The sequence below is a fragment of the Chitinophaga sp. OAE865 genome (assembly GCF_040546735.1).
Taxonomy (GTDB): domain Bacteria; phylum Bacteroidota; class Bacteroidia; order Chitinophagales; family Chitinophagaceae; genus Chitinophaga; species Chitinophaga polysaccharea_A.
In genome coordinates, this window is the sequence record NZ_JBEPOF010000001.1 from 2403746 (window position 1) to 2419892 (window position 16147).

The window sequence follows — 16147 nt, forward strand, 5'->3', positions numbered from 1 at the left end:
ACACCACTTGTCCCGTTCCGGAACATGGGGAATTTAATAGGGGGGAAAATTTACTGATCGCGGCGCTTATAGTATGGATACTCCCTGTTTCCGCCGTATTTCCCCCGTATCTCCGCCGTATTTGAAAGGTAGTTGCCTTATATCTATATAGATACAGGTTATCTGAAGCTTATTATTGTTGCTCCCACAGGCGAAGTATGAATAGCTGTGCCGGTTCATAAGGCTTACCTGCCTTAAACGCCGGTTAAAGCTAAAATTGAATTACTAATGGGGAATTTGAGATTGAACCAATCTGATAATCTGCCCTATCTTCGCTGACATCCTAATCCGTAACTTTTATTTCCGGCAATGAAAAAAAACACGTTACTCCTCGCAGGACTGCTTGGGTTTAATATGGCAATGGCCCAGGAGATCAAGCCTTATGGCGCGCTACCTTCAAAGGCACAGGTATCCTGGAATGATATGGAATATTATATGTTCATTCATTTTGGCCCCAATACCTTTACCAATAAGGAATGGGGACATGGAGACGAAGATCCGAAGGTGTTCAATCCTACCCGCCTGGATGCCCGTCAGTGGGCGAGAACCGCTAAAGCAGCCGGTATGAAAGGCATCGTGATCACTGCCAAGCATCATGATGGCTTCTGTCTCTGGCCCAGTAAATACAGCACGCACACTGTGCGTGAAAGCGCCTGGAAAGATGGGAAAGGAGACGTGCTGGCGGAACTGTCGGCCGCCTGTAAGGAGTACGGGCTGAAATTCGGTGTGTACCTCTCCCCCTGGGACCGCAACCATCCCGAATATGGTAAGCCCGGTTATAACCAGGTGTTTGCCAATACGCTCAACGAAGTGCTCTCCGGCTACGGCCCTGTATTTGAACAATGGTTCGACGGCGCCAACGGAGGCAATATCAAACAGCCGTACGACTGGAACCTGTTCCATAGCGTGGTGTACAAGAACCAGCCCAACGCCGTTATTTTCAGTGATGTGGGCCCCGGATGCCGCTGGGTAGGCAATGAAAACGGTATTGCCGGCACTACCAACTGGAGCACGCTGAATGTAAAGGGCTTTTCTCCCGGCGCCAATGGCCCGGCTACCAAATCGCTCAATGAGGGTAATGAGGATGGCGAACAATGGATCCCTGCTGAATGTGATGTATCTATCCGGCCGGGATGGTTTTACAGCCCGGAAACAAACGATAAGGTAAAATCGGTGTCCACCCTGCTCGATATTTATTACGGCTCCGTAGGCCGCAATGGTAACCTGATCCTGAATGTACCGGTAGACCGCGATGGGCTTATCCACCCGAACGATTCTACCCGGCTGATGGAGCTGCGCCGTGTGCTGGACGCGTCTTTTAAAAATAACCTGGCAAAACAGGCAGTGGTAACAGCTACCAATACACGCAGCAATAATAAAAACGTAAAGGTGTCGAACCTGAACGATGGCACCAATACTACTTACTGGGCCACCACAGATGATGCCACCACTACGGTGATCAACCTGCGCTACAAGCAGCCGGTCACCTTCAACAGGGTAGTGCTGCAGGAGTACATTGCACTGGGTCAGCGGGTAAAAGCCTTTAGCGTAGAGATCCTGGAAAATGGCAGCTGGAAAGAGATTGCAAGGGAAACGACTATAGGGCATAAACGTATCCTGCGTTTGAAGGACTATACCACCACACAGGTGCGTATTAACATCCTGGATGCCAAAGCAGCGCCGGTGATCAGTGAGGTACAGCTGTACAGAGCGCCGGGCTTACTTACCCTGCCGCAGATTGGCCGCACAGCTGATGGAAAGGTATGGATCCGCAGCGAGTCCGGCGATACAGAAATACACTATACCCTGGATGGCAGCGAGCCTACTTTAAAATCACCGGAGTATACATCAGCCGAAGGGGGAACTGTTATCAATCTGCCAGGAGGCGGCGTGGTGAAAGCGAAAGCCTTCCTGGATAAGGGTAAAACCTCCAGTGAAACAGTGACCGCCACTTTCGACATTGCACCTGCCAAATGGAAGGTGATTTTCCCCGAAGCAGGCAACGACCCGGCTAAGGCCATTGATGGCAACACTGCCAGCATTTATGTGGCAGGTAACAAAGAGGCGTCCGCCAGGTACCCACACGAACTGCAGGTAGACCTGGGCGAAAACCTTTCCCTGAAAGGATTTACCTATACGCCTGCCGGCAGCGGCATCATTTACGGCTATGAGTTTTACACCAGCGCAGACGGTAAGAACTGGGGCAGCCCGGTAGCCAGCGGGCAGTTTGCCAATATCAAAAACAATCCTGTGCAGCAAACCGTAACGTTCAGGAAAACGACCGCCCGTTATATCCGCTTCGTAGCCACTTCACCGGCCGACGAAAACGACACGCGGGCTGCTATTGCTGAATTGGGGGTACTTACCCGCTAGGCACGGCGCCCGGAGCGGAGTTTGTCTGACTCAGGATTAAACTGATTACGCTGATTACGCTGATTTGATTTTTTAGGATTTTTAAAGATTCGGGGAGATAGAAATGGAAATGCCATTTTTATCTCCCTGAATCATTATTATAAAATGCAATGGATATTTTAAAATCTCTAATCTTCTAATAATCAGTATAAAATCACAATATTATCAGCGTAATCAGCGTAATCAGTTTAATCCTGAGTCAGACAAACTTCGCGCGTTTGTTAAAATTCTTCTCCACCCAAAAAAAATTCGACCATTTAAAAAGATATTGTTATAACTTTGCCGATAATCTAAACTAAAGACAATATTTATAACAATTTAACGCTGAACTGAAGTTGGAAAAAACCGCAACTCATACCAACATCTCTGCATATCATCCCGCTTTAAACAAAGGGGTATATTCTGTTGGGTTCAATGTCTTTAGATTCCTTTCCCGACGACCTAGAATTTGATAGCGCTTGTCTGATATAACCGCTATCGCACCGTGATTCCCCAATCCTCCGGTGAACCCTTCCATTAATGGAATTTCAAGTTAGTTTATTGATTCACGATTTCAATTTTTAAAAAGTTGGAAAATCAACATATCATCGTTAGGGTAGCCACTCCTGACGATATTCACTATTCAAATACCATCACAGACGAGATGGAGTCATCTGCAAAAGCAAGAGGAACCGGCATTGCCAAGCGTTCCCCTGATTATGTGGAGCTGAAAATGAAGGAAGGTAAGGCCGTTATTGCTGTTACCGACCAGGGCGATTGGGTGGGCTTCTGTTATATTGAGGCCTGGGGGCATGAGAAATTTGTGGCAAACTCAGGACTGATCGTTAATCCCGCCTTCAGAGGTCACGGTGTTGCCAAATCAATCAAGAAAAGAATATTTGAGCTGTCGAGAGAGAAATACCCGGATGCCAAGATATTCGGTTTAACCACCGGTCTGGCCGTAATGAAAATCAATTCCGAGCTGGGTTATGAGCCGGTAACCTATTCTGAGCTTACCGACGATGAGGAGTTCTGGAAGGGTTGCAGAAGCTGCGTGAACTTCGACATCCTTACTGCCAAGAACAGGAAGAACTGTTTATGTACCGCCATGCTGTACAATCCGCTGGAGAAGCTGAAAGAAGCAGAAGAAAAGGCGATGGCCGAAAAAGCTGCCGCCACGGAATCACAGCCACAGCCACAATTATCTGTGAGCGCCAGTGGTCATATGCATCACGCCAGGCGTCGCCGCAGATTTAAAGGAAACATAAAGCTCTATGAGCGTTGGTTACGTTTTAAAAGATTTGTTTTGCTGAAAAGCAGGAAAGAAGGTGGCGCTACGGGGTCTAAAAAGAAATTTTTCCTGTTCTGACTACAGGGTTGTCAATATTGTTATCTGGATCTATAAAAAAAGATGTCATAATGAAAAAAGTAGTACTGGGATTTAGCGGAGGACTTGATACTTCCTATTGCGTTAAATATCTGACCGAAGAAAAAGGATATGAAGTGCATTCAGTGATCGTAAACACTGGTGGTTTCTCTGAGCAGGAACTGCAGGAAATAGAAAAGCGCGCTTACAGCCTGGGCGTTAAAAGTCATAAAACTGTTAATGCAATACGTACTTATTATGATGGTGTGATCAAATACCTCATCTTCGGTAATGTACTGAAAAACAATACCTATCCCTTAAGCGTAAGCGCAGAGCGCATGAGCCAGGCGCTGGCCATCGCAGAATATGTGAAGGAAGTGGGCGCCGACGCAGTGGCGCACGGCAGCACCGGCGCAGGTAACGACCAGGTGCGTTTTGATATGGTATTCCATATCATGATCCCCGGTGTGGAGATCATTACCCCTATCCGTGATATGAAACTGAGCCGCGAAGAAGAGATCACTTATCTCCGGTCAAAAGGAGTGGAAGTGAACTTCGAAAAAGCCATGTACTCTATTAACAAAGGTATGTGGGGAACTTCTGTTGGTGGTAAAGAAACACTGACCTCCAATGGTATGTTGCCTGAAGCTGCATGGCCTACCCAGCTTACAAAGCAGGGAGAAGAGCAGGTGAAATTAACATTTGAAAAAGGAGAGCTCACCGGTGTGAACGATAAAACTTTTGATCACCCGTCTGAAGCCATTCAATATTTACAAACCATCGCTGGCCCGTTTGCCATTGGCCGCGATATCCACGTAGGCGATACCATTATCGGCATCAAAGGACGTGTTGGGTTTGAAGCTGCTGCGCCTATGGTGATCATTAAAGCGCATCACGCATTGGAAAAACATGTGTTAACCAAATGGCAGCTGAGCTGGAAAGACCAACTGGCGCAGTTCTATGGTAACTACATGCATGAAGGACAGATCATGGACCCGGTAATGCGCGATATCGAAGCTTTCCTGCAAAACACCCAGGAGAATGTATCCGGCGAAGTATTTGTAACCCTGATGCCTTACCGTTTCCAGGTAACCGGTATCAGTTCCCCTTACGATCTGATGAGCAGCAAGTTTGGTAAATACGGTGAAATGAACACCGGCTGGAGCGGCGATGACGTAAGAGGATTCAGCAAAATTTTTGGTAACCAGACCATGATCTGGCACCAGGTGCGGGAGAGCGTAAAGCCGAAAGCGTAAAGCTGTTGCGTTGGAGATTAAGTAGCAGATTGTGTGTTCAGTATAGTCCGGTTTAAAATATTTTTATTGTTGAGGGATGTGGTAGAACAACAGAAAAAGATTTTGCGAGGTTTCTTGATCATGCCCTGGGTTCTGCACATGAAATAGAATATTGCGCATTGCCGGCATTTGATTTGAAATTTTTGGATGAATCAGTTTATACTGATCTCAACAAAAAGGTTAACGAAGTAAAAGCTATGTTAATAGCGTTTATCAAAGCTTTAAGAGTATCATGAGCTAAAAAAGAAGAATAAAAGCATCATCAATCGCTGTAATAGCTTTGGGCTTTATGCTTTGTCCTTTCAGCTTTTTAGCACAATAAATCATAAATGAAACCATCAAAAATAAAAGTAGCTATTGTAGGCGGGGCAGGTTATACAGGCGGTGAAATGATCCGGCTTTTACTGAACCACCCGGATGTTACTATTTCGTTTGTACATAGCCGTAGTAATGCGGGCAACCCGTTGTATGCTGTGCATGCCGACCTGCTGGGAGAAACAGAACAGCTGTTCACCGGCGACCTTAGTAACGATATCGATGTGATGTTCCTTTGCCTGGGCCATGGCGAATCAAAGAAATTCCTGGAAGCCACTGATGTGGCGCCTCATGTAAAAGTGATTGACCTGAGCCAGGATTTTCGTTTAGGCGAAACCGTTAAAGAGCGCGTGTTTGTATACGGCTTACCGGAAATGCAGCGGGAGCAGATTAAAACCGCACAGAACATCGCCAATCCCGGTTGCTTTGCCACCGGCATCCAGCTGGGCCTGTTGCCGCTTGCAAAAGCAGGGCTGCTGGGAGAAGTGCATACCACCGGTATCACCGGTTCCACCGGTGCCGGGCAGAGCTTACAGGCGACCTCCCACTTTACATGGAGAGCCAATAATATTTCCACCTATAAAGTATTGACGCATCAGCACCTGAAAGAAATACGACGAAGCCTGCAGCTGCTGCAGCCAGGCTACAATGGTGAGGTGAACTTTGTTCCGGTGCGTGGCGATTATCCAAGAGGAATCTGGGTAACCTCGTATATGCAAACCGACTTATCGCTGGAAGAGGCTGTGAAGCTGTATAAAGACTTTTACGCCGGTCATCCGTTTACACACGTAAGCGATAAACAGATAGATCTGAAGCAGGTAGTGAATACCAACAAGTGTTTGATCCAACTGGAAAAAACCGGTAACAAACTGGTGGTCCATTCCATTGAAGACAACCTGCTGAAAGGCGCTTCCGGTCAGGCAGTGCAGAACATGAACCTGATGTGCGGACTGGATGAAACGGCAGGACTGAAACTGAAGTCCATCGTGTTCTAAACGTTTTTATCATTCTCAATTTTATTTGCCGGTATGAAACTCTTCGACGTATATCCCGTTAACGATATCATTATAGAAAAAGCCCTCGGCTCCCATGTTTGGGACGATAAGGGTACACAATACCTGGATCTGTACGGCGGGCATGCCGTGATCTCTATTGGCCACACGCACCCGCATTATGTAAAGCGCCTTACAGACCAGTTACATAAAGTAGGCTTTTACTCCAATTCCGTAAAGATGCCTTTACAGGAAGAACTGGCCGCCTTGCTGGGTAAAGTATCCGGTAAGGACGATTATCAGTTGTTCCTCTGCAACTCCGGTGCGGAAGCCAATGAAAATGCGTTGAAGCTGGCTTCGTTTTACAACGGTAAAAAGAAGGTCATCGCTTTTAAGAAAGCATTCCATGGCAGAACATCCCTGGCAGTAGCCGCTACCGACAACCCGAAGATCGTAGCGCCGGTAAATGAAACGGACAACATAGTGTTTTTACCATGGGAAGACCAGGCCGCGCTGGAGCAGGCTTTCGGGCAGTATGAAGTATCCTCCGTGATCATTGAAGGCATACAGGGCGTAGGTGGTATCAATGTAGCCAGCGAAGCTTTCCTGCAAAAGATCAGGAGCCTCTGCGATGCGCACAACGCTGTGTTCATTGCAGACTCCGTACAGTGTGGATATGGCCGCAGCGGTAAATTTTACTCGCACGATTTTGCAGGTGTAAATGCAGATATCTATAGCATGGCAAAAGGAATGGGTAACGGTTTCCCTATCGGCGCCATCATTATTGCGCCTAAGTTCCAGGCCGTGTATGGCATGCTGGGCACAACCTTTGGCGGTAATCACCTGGCCTGCACAGCAGCGCTGGCCGTACTGGAAACCATCCAGGCGGAAAAACTGTTGGAGAATGCTGCTGCCATAGGTAATTATCTAATGGAAAACCTGCGCACCTTTGATAAGGTGAAAGAAGTAAGAGGCCGTGGTTTGATGATCGGTATAGATCTTCCCGAAGAATTATCACATGTAAGAAAAGAACTGCTGCATACCCATAAGATCTTTACCGGTGAAGCAAAACCAAACGTGATCCGTTTGCTGCCTTCACTGGCCCTTACACAAGCGCATGCAGACCAGTTCCTGGAAGCATTCGGAAAAGCATTAAATAAATAAGTAAAACAACCATGTATGGCAGGCAGTGTGCCTTTACATCTTTCCACTGCCTGTTTAAAGCCTATAAGCGAAATGAAACAATTTATTTCTACAGCAGATGTTCCCAGTGTCCCGCGGTTAGTGGACATTGCGTTGAACTACAAGAAAGATCCTTTGAGGGATAAGGAATTAGGTAAGAACAAAACAGTGGGAATGATATTCCTGAATCCCAGTTTGCGAACACGCTTAAGTACACAGATCGCTGCAAAGAACCTGGGTATGGAAGCAATCGTGTTTAACATTGATAAGGAAGGCTGGGCGCTGGAAATGAATGATGGAGTGGTGATGAATGGCAACACCACGGAACACGTAAAAGAGGCTGCAGCGGTAATGGGGCAGTATTTCGATATACTGGCTATCCGTACATTTCCCGGTTTGAAGAATAAAGAAGAAGATTATACAGAGAAATATATTAACCAGTTCATTAAGTATGCCGGTGTGCCGGTAGTAAGCCTGGAAAGCGCTACCCTGCACCCTTTGCAGAGTTTAACAGATGTGATCACCATTAAGGAGAACTGGCAGCAAACCCGTAAACCTAAAGTGGTAATGACCTGGGCGCCTCATGTAAAAGCGCTGCCACAGGCTGTTCCCAACTCTTTCGCACAATGGATGAACGCATGGGGAGAAGCAGATTTTGTGATCACTCATCCTGAAGGCTATGAACTGGATGAACAATTTTCCGGTAATGCACACATTGAATACAACCAGGATAAAGCATTGAAGGATGCAGATTTTGTATACGTGAAAAACTGGTCTTCTTACAAAGACTATGGCAAGATCACCTGTACAGATCCTTCCTGGATGTTTACCAACGAAAAGCTGGCGCTCACCAATGCTGCCAAAGTAATGCACTGCCTGCCGGTAAGAAGGAATGTGGTAATTGCAGATGAAGTACTGGATGGTCCGCAATCCATCGTTATCCGCGAAGCGGGTAACCGTGTATGGGCTGCCCAGGCGGTTTTGAGTGAAATACTGAAAGGATAATTATGATCGACTTATTTATTATCAAAGTAGGCGGAAACGTGATCGATAACCCGGAATTGCTGCAAACCTTCCTCGGGAAGTTTGCGGCAATTCCGGGTAAAAAGATCCTGATACATGGAGGCGGTAAAATCGCTACCCGTATCGGTGATAAGCTGGGCATAGAATCAAAATATGTAGACGGCAGGAGGATCACGGATGCTGACACCATCGATGTGGTGACAATGGTATACGGTGGTTTGGTGAATAAGCAACTGGTAGCCCGGCTGCAGGCCAATGGTTGTAATGCCATTGGATTAACCGGTGCAGACGCCAACATTATCCCCGCGGTAAAAAGACCGGTAAAGGAAATTGACTATGGTTTCGTAGGCGATATACATACCGGCACCTTGCATACCGATCCGCTGAAAGCCTTACTGGATACCGGTGTTACGCCGGTGTTTGCACCGCTTACGCATGATGGCAAAGGACAGATCCTTAATACGAATGCGGACACCATTGCATCTTCGCTGGCTGTTGCTTTATCTGAGCATTACAGCGTGAGACTGATCTACTGCTTTGAAAAGAAAGGGGTATTACGGAATCCTGCAGATGATGACTCCGTGATCAATCTCATCAACAAAGAAATTTACCAGCAGCTGCTGGAAGAAAAAATACTGACAGACGGGATATTGCCTAAACTGCAAAACGCTTTCGGGGCAATAGACAATGGAGTAAAAGAAGTGCTGATAGGGCATGCAGATGATGTTCTGAGCAATACAACCCCCGAAGTGGCAGGCACTCTAATATGCTAACCTATGTGGAACGAAAAACTATATGATGTGGCGGTGGCCCTGCTGAAACAGATGATCGCCACCCCTTCATTAAGCCGCGAAGAAGACGGCACCGCGCAACTGATCAGTGAGTTCCTGACGGCTATGGATATTCCGCATGAGCGGCATCTCAATAATATCTGGGCCTTCAATAAACATTATGATCCCTCCAAACGTAATATACTCCTGAACTCCCATCATGATACCGTAAAACCTAATCCACAATATACCCGCGATCCTTTCAGCCCAGATGTGGAAGACGGAAAGCTCTATGGCCTTGGTAGCAATGATGCCGGCGGTTGCCTGGTAAGCCTGATCGCAACGTTCCTGCATTTTTATCACCGTAGCGATCTTAGCTACAACATCATCCTTACAGCTACCGCAGAAGAAGAGATCAGCGGCGCTAACGGGATAGAAAGTATCCTTCCGGAACTGCCCGCTATTGAATTTGCCATTGTAGGCGAGCCTACTTTGACGCAACTGGCTATCGCTGAAAAAGGCCTGATGGTACTGGATTGTACCAGTTACGGCAAAGCAGGTCACGCGGCGAGGGAAGAGGGCGAAAACGCTTTGTATAAAGCGTTGCCTGATCTTAATTGGTTTAAGGATTTCCGCTTCCCTAAAATATCGGAAACACTGGGACCGGTGAAGATGAGCGTTACCGTGATCAATACTTCCAATAAAGCGCATAACGTAGTGCCGGCCGACTGTACCTTTGTGGTAGATGTACGGGCTACTGATCAATATACACTTGAGGAGCTGCTGGAAATTATCCGGGCCAATGTATCCTGCGAAGTAAAGCCACGGTCTATGCGGATGCGGCCATCCTTTATACCGATGGACCACCCGTTTGTACTGGCAGGTGTAAGCGTGGGCAAATCCTGCTACGGATCGCCTACCACTTCCGACCAGGCGCTGATACCGGCTACCTCGGTAAAAATGGGCCCCGGTGATTCCGCACGCTCACATACCGCAGACGAATATATTCATCTGCACGAAATCAAAGACGGCATCCAGAGTTATATACAATTGCTTGAAATGATCCAGTAGCATGAATTTTGAGCCTGTTTTGAAAATATGATTTTTAATTTCATGCTGTAACAACGCATGAAAAAACTATAGTATCATGAAATTGTGGCAAAAAGATAAAGCCTCCTTAGCGGCGGTGGAAACATTCACTGTAGGAAAAGACCGTGAAATGGATGCCTTCCTGGCGCCGTTTGATGTGCTGGGCTCTATGGCACATATCACCATGCTGCAAAGTATAGGATTACTGGAGAAGGAAGAGCTCACCATACTGAAACAGGAACTGAAGAACATCTACCAGGAAATCCGGTCCGGCAATTTTAAACTGGAGGAAGGAGTGGAAGATATTCACTCACAGGTAGAACTGTTGCTGACCCGCCGTTTGGGTGAAGTAGGCAAGAAGATCCACAGCGGCCGTTCCCGTAACGACCAGGTGCTGGTAGATCTGAAGCTGTTCCTGCGTCATGAGCTGCAAACCATGACAGAAGAAGTACTGGCCTTATTCCACCTGCTGCAGCAGAAAAGCGAGGAATATAAGGCGCACCTCATACCGGGCTATACTCATCTGCAAATTGCCATGCCTTCCTCTTTCGGACTATGGTTTGGCGCTTATGCAGAAAGCCTGGTAGACGATCTTACTATGTTACAGGGCGCTTACCGGGTAGTGAATAAAAACCCGCTTGGCTCAGCTGCCGGTTACGGATCTTCGTTCCCCCTTGACCGTGAGCTTACCACCGCATTGCTTGGTTTTGATGCACTCAACTACAACGTGGTATATGCACAGATGGGACGCGGTAAAACGGAAAAAATAGTCGCTTTTGCACTGGCAGGTATTGCGGCTACTATCGCTAAAATGGCTATGGATGCCTGCCTGTTCATGAACCAGAACTTTGGCTTTATCAGCTTCCCGGATGAACTGACCACCGGCTCCAGCATCATGCCGCATAAAAAGAACCCGGATGTGTGGGAATTGATCCGCTCTCATGGCAACAAGCTCCAGGCGTTGCCTAACGAAATAGCCATGATGATCACCAACCTGCCTTCCGGCTATCACCGCGACTTACAGCTGCTGAAGGAGAATCTGTTCCCGGCTTTCCAGACGTTGAAGGACTGTATCCGCATGAGCCGCCTGATGCTGGAAAATATACGCATCAAGGAAAATATACTGGACGACGATAAGTATCAATATCTCTTCAGTGTGGAAGTAGTGAACAACCTGGTATTACAGGGCACTCCTTTCCGTGAGGCCTATAAGAAAGTGGGGATGGACATTGAAAACGGTACCTTCTCCCCCGACAAGGCTGTAAATCACACCCACGCAGGTAGCATCGGTAATTTAGGCACACAGCAGATTGCAGCACAAATGGATGCGGTGATTAAAGGGTTCCCTTTTGAATCGGTAGATAAGGCGATAGAAAAATTGCTTAATAGCTGATAAACATAATTGCATAAAAAAAGCGGGGATCAATATTGATCCCCGTTTTTTTTATGCAATTAATCAGAGTCCGATAGTTATCCCTGCAAAGAAATTAATGCCGGCCATCGGGTAATAATAACTATCATATACCACGCGGTTGCCGGCCAGGTCGTAGCTGCTGTAGGTGCTTCCGTTGGGTTCATATTTTACGTTGAAAACATTATTCAGCATGAATTGCAGTCCCAGTTCCCTGAATAACGGTTGCGGTACTACGTAGTTGATACGCAGGTTGTTTACAAAGTAAGGATCCAGGCTGCCGTCTTTGTTGGATGTGTTATCCATATACTGGCGGCTTACATATTTACCGAGTACATCGATGTTCAGGTTTTTAACCGGCTTCACGGTTAACGTGAACCCACCTACGAAAGAAGGGGAAAAGGAAATGTCTGTTTTGTTGAATACCTGTGTATGTGCGGCCGCGTCGCCATCGTAAGTAACGGCATGATAATCCAGTACTTTGTTCTGACTCAAAGCTGCGTTGGCGGCTATGTTCACAAGGCTGCCCAGTTTTACATTACCATTCACTTCAATACCCATGCGATAGCTTTTAGGAATGTTGGTACGCATATAGGCGCCTACATCGGTGAGCATACCGGTTTGCACCAGCTGGTTTTTGTAATTCATGTAGTATAGGTTGGCCTGTATGGCGGCAATGTTGTTGTTCCATGAATAACCGGCTTCCACATCGCGGAGTATTTCCGGTTTGGGGGTTGCTACGCCATAGTTGTTTTCAAAGTCGCCGCGGTTGGGCTCTTTATGAGCAATGGCAACAGACGCGAATACCCGGTTAGTAGGATTGATGTTATAAGAGATACCTGCTTTGGGGTTGAAGAAATTATAGTTCGCATGCGCGATGTAGGAAGGCGCCGCTTCAAAACCATCCATGTTGTACATGATGTTGCGGTATTGCATATCTGCAAAAATGCTCAGCGCAGCAGTGAGTTTATATTCACCTTTCCAGTAAATATTGAAATCATTTTTTGCTGCAGGATACCTGTAATATTCGTGGTCTTTACCGATGCCGGTTTGCGCCCAGATGATTTTGCCGTAATGGTCGCCGGTATAGCGGTTCCAGCCGCCACCCAGGCTCCAGTTGAACTTTTCTCCGGTACGGTTTACAGAGAACACGGAGCCATAGAAATAGTTGTCCAGCCACAGCTGCCGGACGAGATCGGTGGTATCAACACTTTTGCCATTGATCACCGGTCCCTGTAATCCGTAGCCGGAAAAAAGCTGCTGCGCTTTGTATTGTTCGTAGTAGCCGCGTCCGCGGGTGAGGTGGAAGGCTACGTTGAAGTTGAGATGTGAATTCACTTCCTGGTTCAGGAACAGCTGGTAGTGATCCTGCTGGTAATTATCGGTTTCATTATCGTAAGGGCTGCCTGGTTTTTCTGTGCCGGCGGGATTGTACGTGCGGTCTGTTTCCAGGAGTGCCTTTGGTACGCCGTACCAGGCCTGGTATGTTTTTTCTTTCCCGGAGAAGACGTTCAGTCTTATGGCTGTTTTGGCGGAAACGTAAGCGGCGGAAGTATAGAAAGAGCTCAGGTCGGAAGTGGCGCGGTCTATATATCCGTCTGATGAAATTTTAGAGAGGCGCGCATCTATGGTGAAGTGATCGTTGATGAGGCCGGAACCTGCTTTCACTGTATGTTTCCAGCTATTGAAGGAGCCGTAGCTGTTGCTGATCTCACCGTATGCTTTTTCATTGAATTCGTTGGTGCTGAGGTTCAGCGTAGCGCCGAAAGCGCCGGCCCCGTTGGTGGAGGTACCTACGCCGCGCTGCAGCTGAACGCTGCTTACAGAGGAAGCAAAGTCCGGCATGTTCACAAAAAAGGTTCCCTGCGATTCCGCATCGTTCACGGGGATACCGTTTACGGTAACGTTGATACGGGTAATATCAGAACCGCGTACGCGCATGCCCGTATAGCCGATACCGGTACCGGCATCTGAACTGGTAACTACGCCGGGTTGCTGATCCAGCAGGATGGGCAGGTCTTGTCCGAGGTTTTGTTTTTTGATATCCGCTGCGGTTAAAGTAGTGTTTACGAAGGGAGAATTTTTACCTGCGCGTAAACTGCTGATCTCTACCGGTTTTACAAACAGCGCCGTTGTTTCCAGGGAAATGTCGGTAAGCTGCGTGGTATTGTTGGCGGTAATGGTGGTGGTGAATGTTTTAAAACCTACAAAACTGGCTGTTAAAGCATAGTTTCCTTTTTTAGGAAGATGGATACTGTAATGGCCCCTGCTGTCGGTAACAGCGCCGGTTTGGTTGATGGAAATAGTAACACCCTCCAGTGGCTGGCCGCTGGCTTTACTGGTAACGGTACCGGTTACCAACGATTGTGCATGTAAAGTGCCTGCTACAGATAGCAGCACTAATAACATTAGCTGTTTCATTTTAAATATGTCTGTTTTCTGTTTGTTCATTCCTAACCAGCATTACCTGGTCCAGGTTCATTGGGTGTGATCTCAGCCTGAAAGTAAGGCACCCCATGTGTTGCGTTACTGCAAAGGTATACTTGTATGAACTATAAATCAGAAATTATTTTTTGAGAGAAGGAAATTGCTTAATTTTCAGGATACTTCTCTCAATCATCTTTTATAAATTTTTAATCATTTAAATCTTTATTTCTGATGATGAAACTTCAGTTTATCGGGCATCTTGGCCGCGATGTAGTGAAAAAAGAAGTCAACGGCGCCACTGTCTTCAATTTTCCGGTAGCGGTGAATGAGCGTTTTAAGAACGCACAGGGCATACTGGAAGAAAGAACCACCTGGGTGGATTGCGCGCTTTGGGACAAGTTCAATGTTGCTCCTTTTTTAACGCAGGGTGTAATGGTATACGTAGAAGGCGCTCCAAAAGTGGAGGCCTACGTAAGCACGGCAACCGGTGCATTATGCGGGGCATTAAGGTTACGGGTGTTTTCGCTGAAGTTGCTCAGCCGTAAGGATGAGGAAAAACGGAAAATCACGGTACCTGAAATAACCGTACCCGAGGCAGAGCCCGTTCAGGAACAGCCCGCTGACGACCTCCCATTTTAACAATGTATGAAGCATTCCAATATGAAAGCCAACCTTTTATGGTTGGCTTTTTGTATTTTTTTCAAAAAAGATTTGGTGCTGAATGAAATAATTGTATCTTTGCACCCTCATTGCGAGGTAGAGCAGAGGTAGCTCGTCGGGCTCATAACCCGAAGGTCAGTGGTTCGAATCCGCTCCTCGCTACAAAATAGTACTGAAGAGTGCGTAAAAAGATTAAGAGCCGAAGAAATTCGGCTTTTTTTATTTCGGTAAGTTTGAGTTGCAACAGCAGCGTCATCAGGTTTAATTGTCATCATGCATAAAGCAGGTTTTGTAAATATTTTCGGTAAGCCCAATGCGGGGAAAAGCACATTGCTGAACGCCATTATTGGTGAAAAGCTCGCTATCATTTCCCCTAAAGTGCAAACTACGCGTCACCGTATCACCGGGGTATTAACGGACCCTGCGTACCAGATCGTTTTTTCCGACACACCGGGTATCATCGATCCAAAGTACAAGCTGCACGAAAAAATGATGGGAGCGGTTAAATCGGCCCTGGAAGATGCAGACGTGGCCCTGCTGATCATGGACGCCAAAGATAATATGGACGAGAACCTGGAGCTGTTTGATTCGCTGAAACTGAAAGTGCCCATCATTCTCATCCTTAATAAAATGGATAATATCCTGAAAGAGGATATGGAAGTTTTAACGGAACGTGCCAAAGCCTGGGGCAAAGCGGCAGCTGTAGTGCCTATATCTGCCATGCAGAAAAAAGGAATAAAGGAGCTGCTGGCTGAAATAGTAAAACTGTTGCCCGCCGGCAACCCGTTCTATCCTGATGATACACTAACGGATAAGTCTACACGCTTTTTAGTGGCAGAAATGATCCGTGAAAAAGTATTCCAGCTGTTTGAAGAAGAGATCCCGTATCACACCACGGTAATTGTTACACAATTCCAGGAAAAGGATACGTTAACGAAGATCACTGCTGAAATTATCGTTACCCGCGATACCCAGAAAGGCATTATCCTGGGTGAAAGGGGCAAATCCATCCGTGAGCTGGGAACATTGGCCCGGCAGGAGATAGAGAAATTTATCGAACGGAAAGTATTCCTGGAACTGTTTGTAAAGGTACGCGGCAAATGGCGCGACAATGACACATTCCTGAAGGAATACGGGTATTAACACTAAAAAATTCCTGGGTGTATTATCCAGGTTAGTACGACAAA

At 46.9% G+C, this 16147-nt stretch carries 13 protein-coding genes and 1 tRNA gene; 13 read left to right on the top strand and 1 reads right to left on the bottom strand.

Annotated features, from left to right (window positions below; genetic code table 11):
* Positions 1 to 348: 348 nt before the first annotated feature.
* From ABIE50_RS09880 to argH, 10 genes are all read left to right on the top strand, one after another.
* Entirely contained in the window at positions 349 to 2412 is a 2064-nt protein-coding gene (locus ABIE50_RS09880) for an alpha-L-fucosidase (RefSeq protein ID WP_209863977.1), read from the top strand.
* Between the two features lie 607 nt (positions 2413 to 3019).
* A complete protein-coding gene (locus tag ABIE50_RS09885) occupies positions 3020 to 3799 on the top strand; it encodes a GNAT family N-acetyltransferase (RefSeq protein ID WP_142683400.1) in 780 nt (259 codons plus the stop codon).
* Between the two features lie 50 nt (positions 3800 to 3849).
* Entirely contained in the window at positions 3850 to 5052 is a 1203-nt protein-coding gene (gene argG, locus ABIE50_RS09890) for an argininosuccinate synthase (RefSeq protein ID WP_354027949.1), read from the top strand.
* A gap of 65 nt (positions 5053 to 5117) precedes the next feature.
* Positions 5118 to 5327 (top strand): four helix bundle protein, encoded by a 210-nt coding sequence (locus ABIE50_RS09895; RefSeq protein ID WP_354028285.1) that lies wholly within the window; start codon positions 5118 to 5120, stop codon positions 5325 to 5327.
* A 93-nt stretch (positions 5328 to 5420) separates the two neighbouring features.
* A complete protein-coding gene (gene argC / locus ABIE50_RS09900; protein WP_142683398.1) occupies positions 5421 to 6401 on the top strand; it encodes an N-acetyl-gamma-glutamyl-phosphate reductase in 981 nt (326 codons plus the stop codon).
* Positions 6402 to 6434: 33 nt separating this feature from the next.
* Complete coding sequence (locus tag ABIE50_RS09905) at positions 6435 to 7562, top strand: aspartate aminotransferase family protein (RefSeq protein WP_209863975.1); 1128 nt, start codon at positions 6435 to 6437, stop codon at positions 7560 to 7562.
* 15 nt (positions 7563 to 7577) lie between these two features.
* Positions 7578 to 8585, top strand: a complete 1008-nt coding sequence (locus ABIE50_RS09910; protein ID WP_354027950.1) for an N-acetylornithine carbamoyltransferase — start codon at positions 7578 to 7580, stop codon at positions 8583 to 8585.
* Positions 8586 to 8587: 2 nt separating this feature from the next.
* Positions 8588 to 9376: an acetylglutamate kinase gene (argB, locus tag ABIE50_RS09915; protein ID WP_209863973.1), complete on the top strand. Its 789-nt coding sequence runs from the start codon at positions 8588 to 8590 to the stop codon at positions 9374 to 9376.
* A 3-nt stretch (positions 9377 to 9379) separates the two neighbouring features.
* Positions 9380 to 10444 (top strand): M20 family metallo-hydrolase, encoded by a 1065-nt coding sequence (locus ABIE50_RS09920; RefSeq protein WP_209863972.1) that lies wholly within the window; start codon positions 9380 to 9382, stop codon positions 10442 to 10444.
* Between the two features lie 76 nt (positions 10445 to 10520).
* On the top strand, positions 10521 to 11855 hold the full coding sequence (gene argH, locus ABIE50_RS09925; protein WP_209863969.1) for an argininosuccinate lyase: 1335 nt from the start codon (positions 10521 to 10523) through the stop codon (positions 11853 to 11855).
* A 63-nt stretch (positions 11856 to 11918) separates the two neighbouring features.
* Here the strand turns inward: argH and ABIE50_RS09930 are convergent, their stop codons facing one another.
* Positions 11919 to 14294, bottom strand: a complete 2376-nt coding sequence (locus ABIE50_RS09930) for a TonB-dependent receptor (RefSeq protein WP_209863967.1) — start codon at positions 14292 to 14294, stop codon at positions 11919 to 11921.
* Between the two features lie 237 nt (positions 14295 to 14531).
* Between ABIE50_RS09930 and ABIE50_RS09935 the strand changes: the two genes are divergently transcribed.
* The 3 genes from ABIE50_RS09935 (at position 14532) to era (ending at position 16103) form a co-directional block, all read left to right on the top strand.
* Positions 14532 to 14939 (top strand): single-stranded DNA-binding protein, encoded by a 408-nt coding sequence (locus ABIE50_RS09935; protein ID WP_142683391.1) that lies wholly within the window; start codon positions 14532 to 14534, stop codon positions 14937 to 14939.
* Between the two features lie 111 nt (positions 14940 to 15050).
* Positions 15051 to 15122, top strand: a tRNA-Met gene (locus tag ABIE50_RS09940).
* 111 nt (positions 15123 to 15233) lie between these two features.
* Positions 15234 to 16103 carry a GTPase Era gene (gene era, locus ABIE50_RS09945; protein ID WP_209863964.1) on the top strand — a complete coding sequence of 290 codons (870 nt, stop codon included), beginning with the start codon at positions 15234 to 15236 and terminating at the stop codon, positions 16101 to 16103.
* Positions 16104 to 16147: the final 44 nt, after the last annotated feature.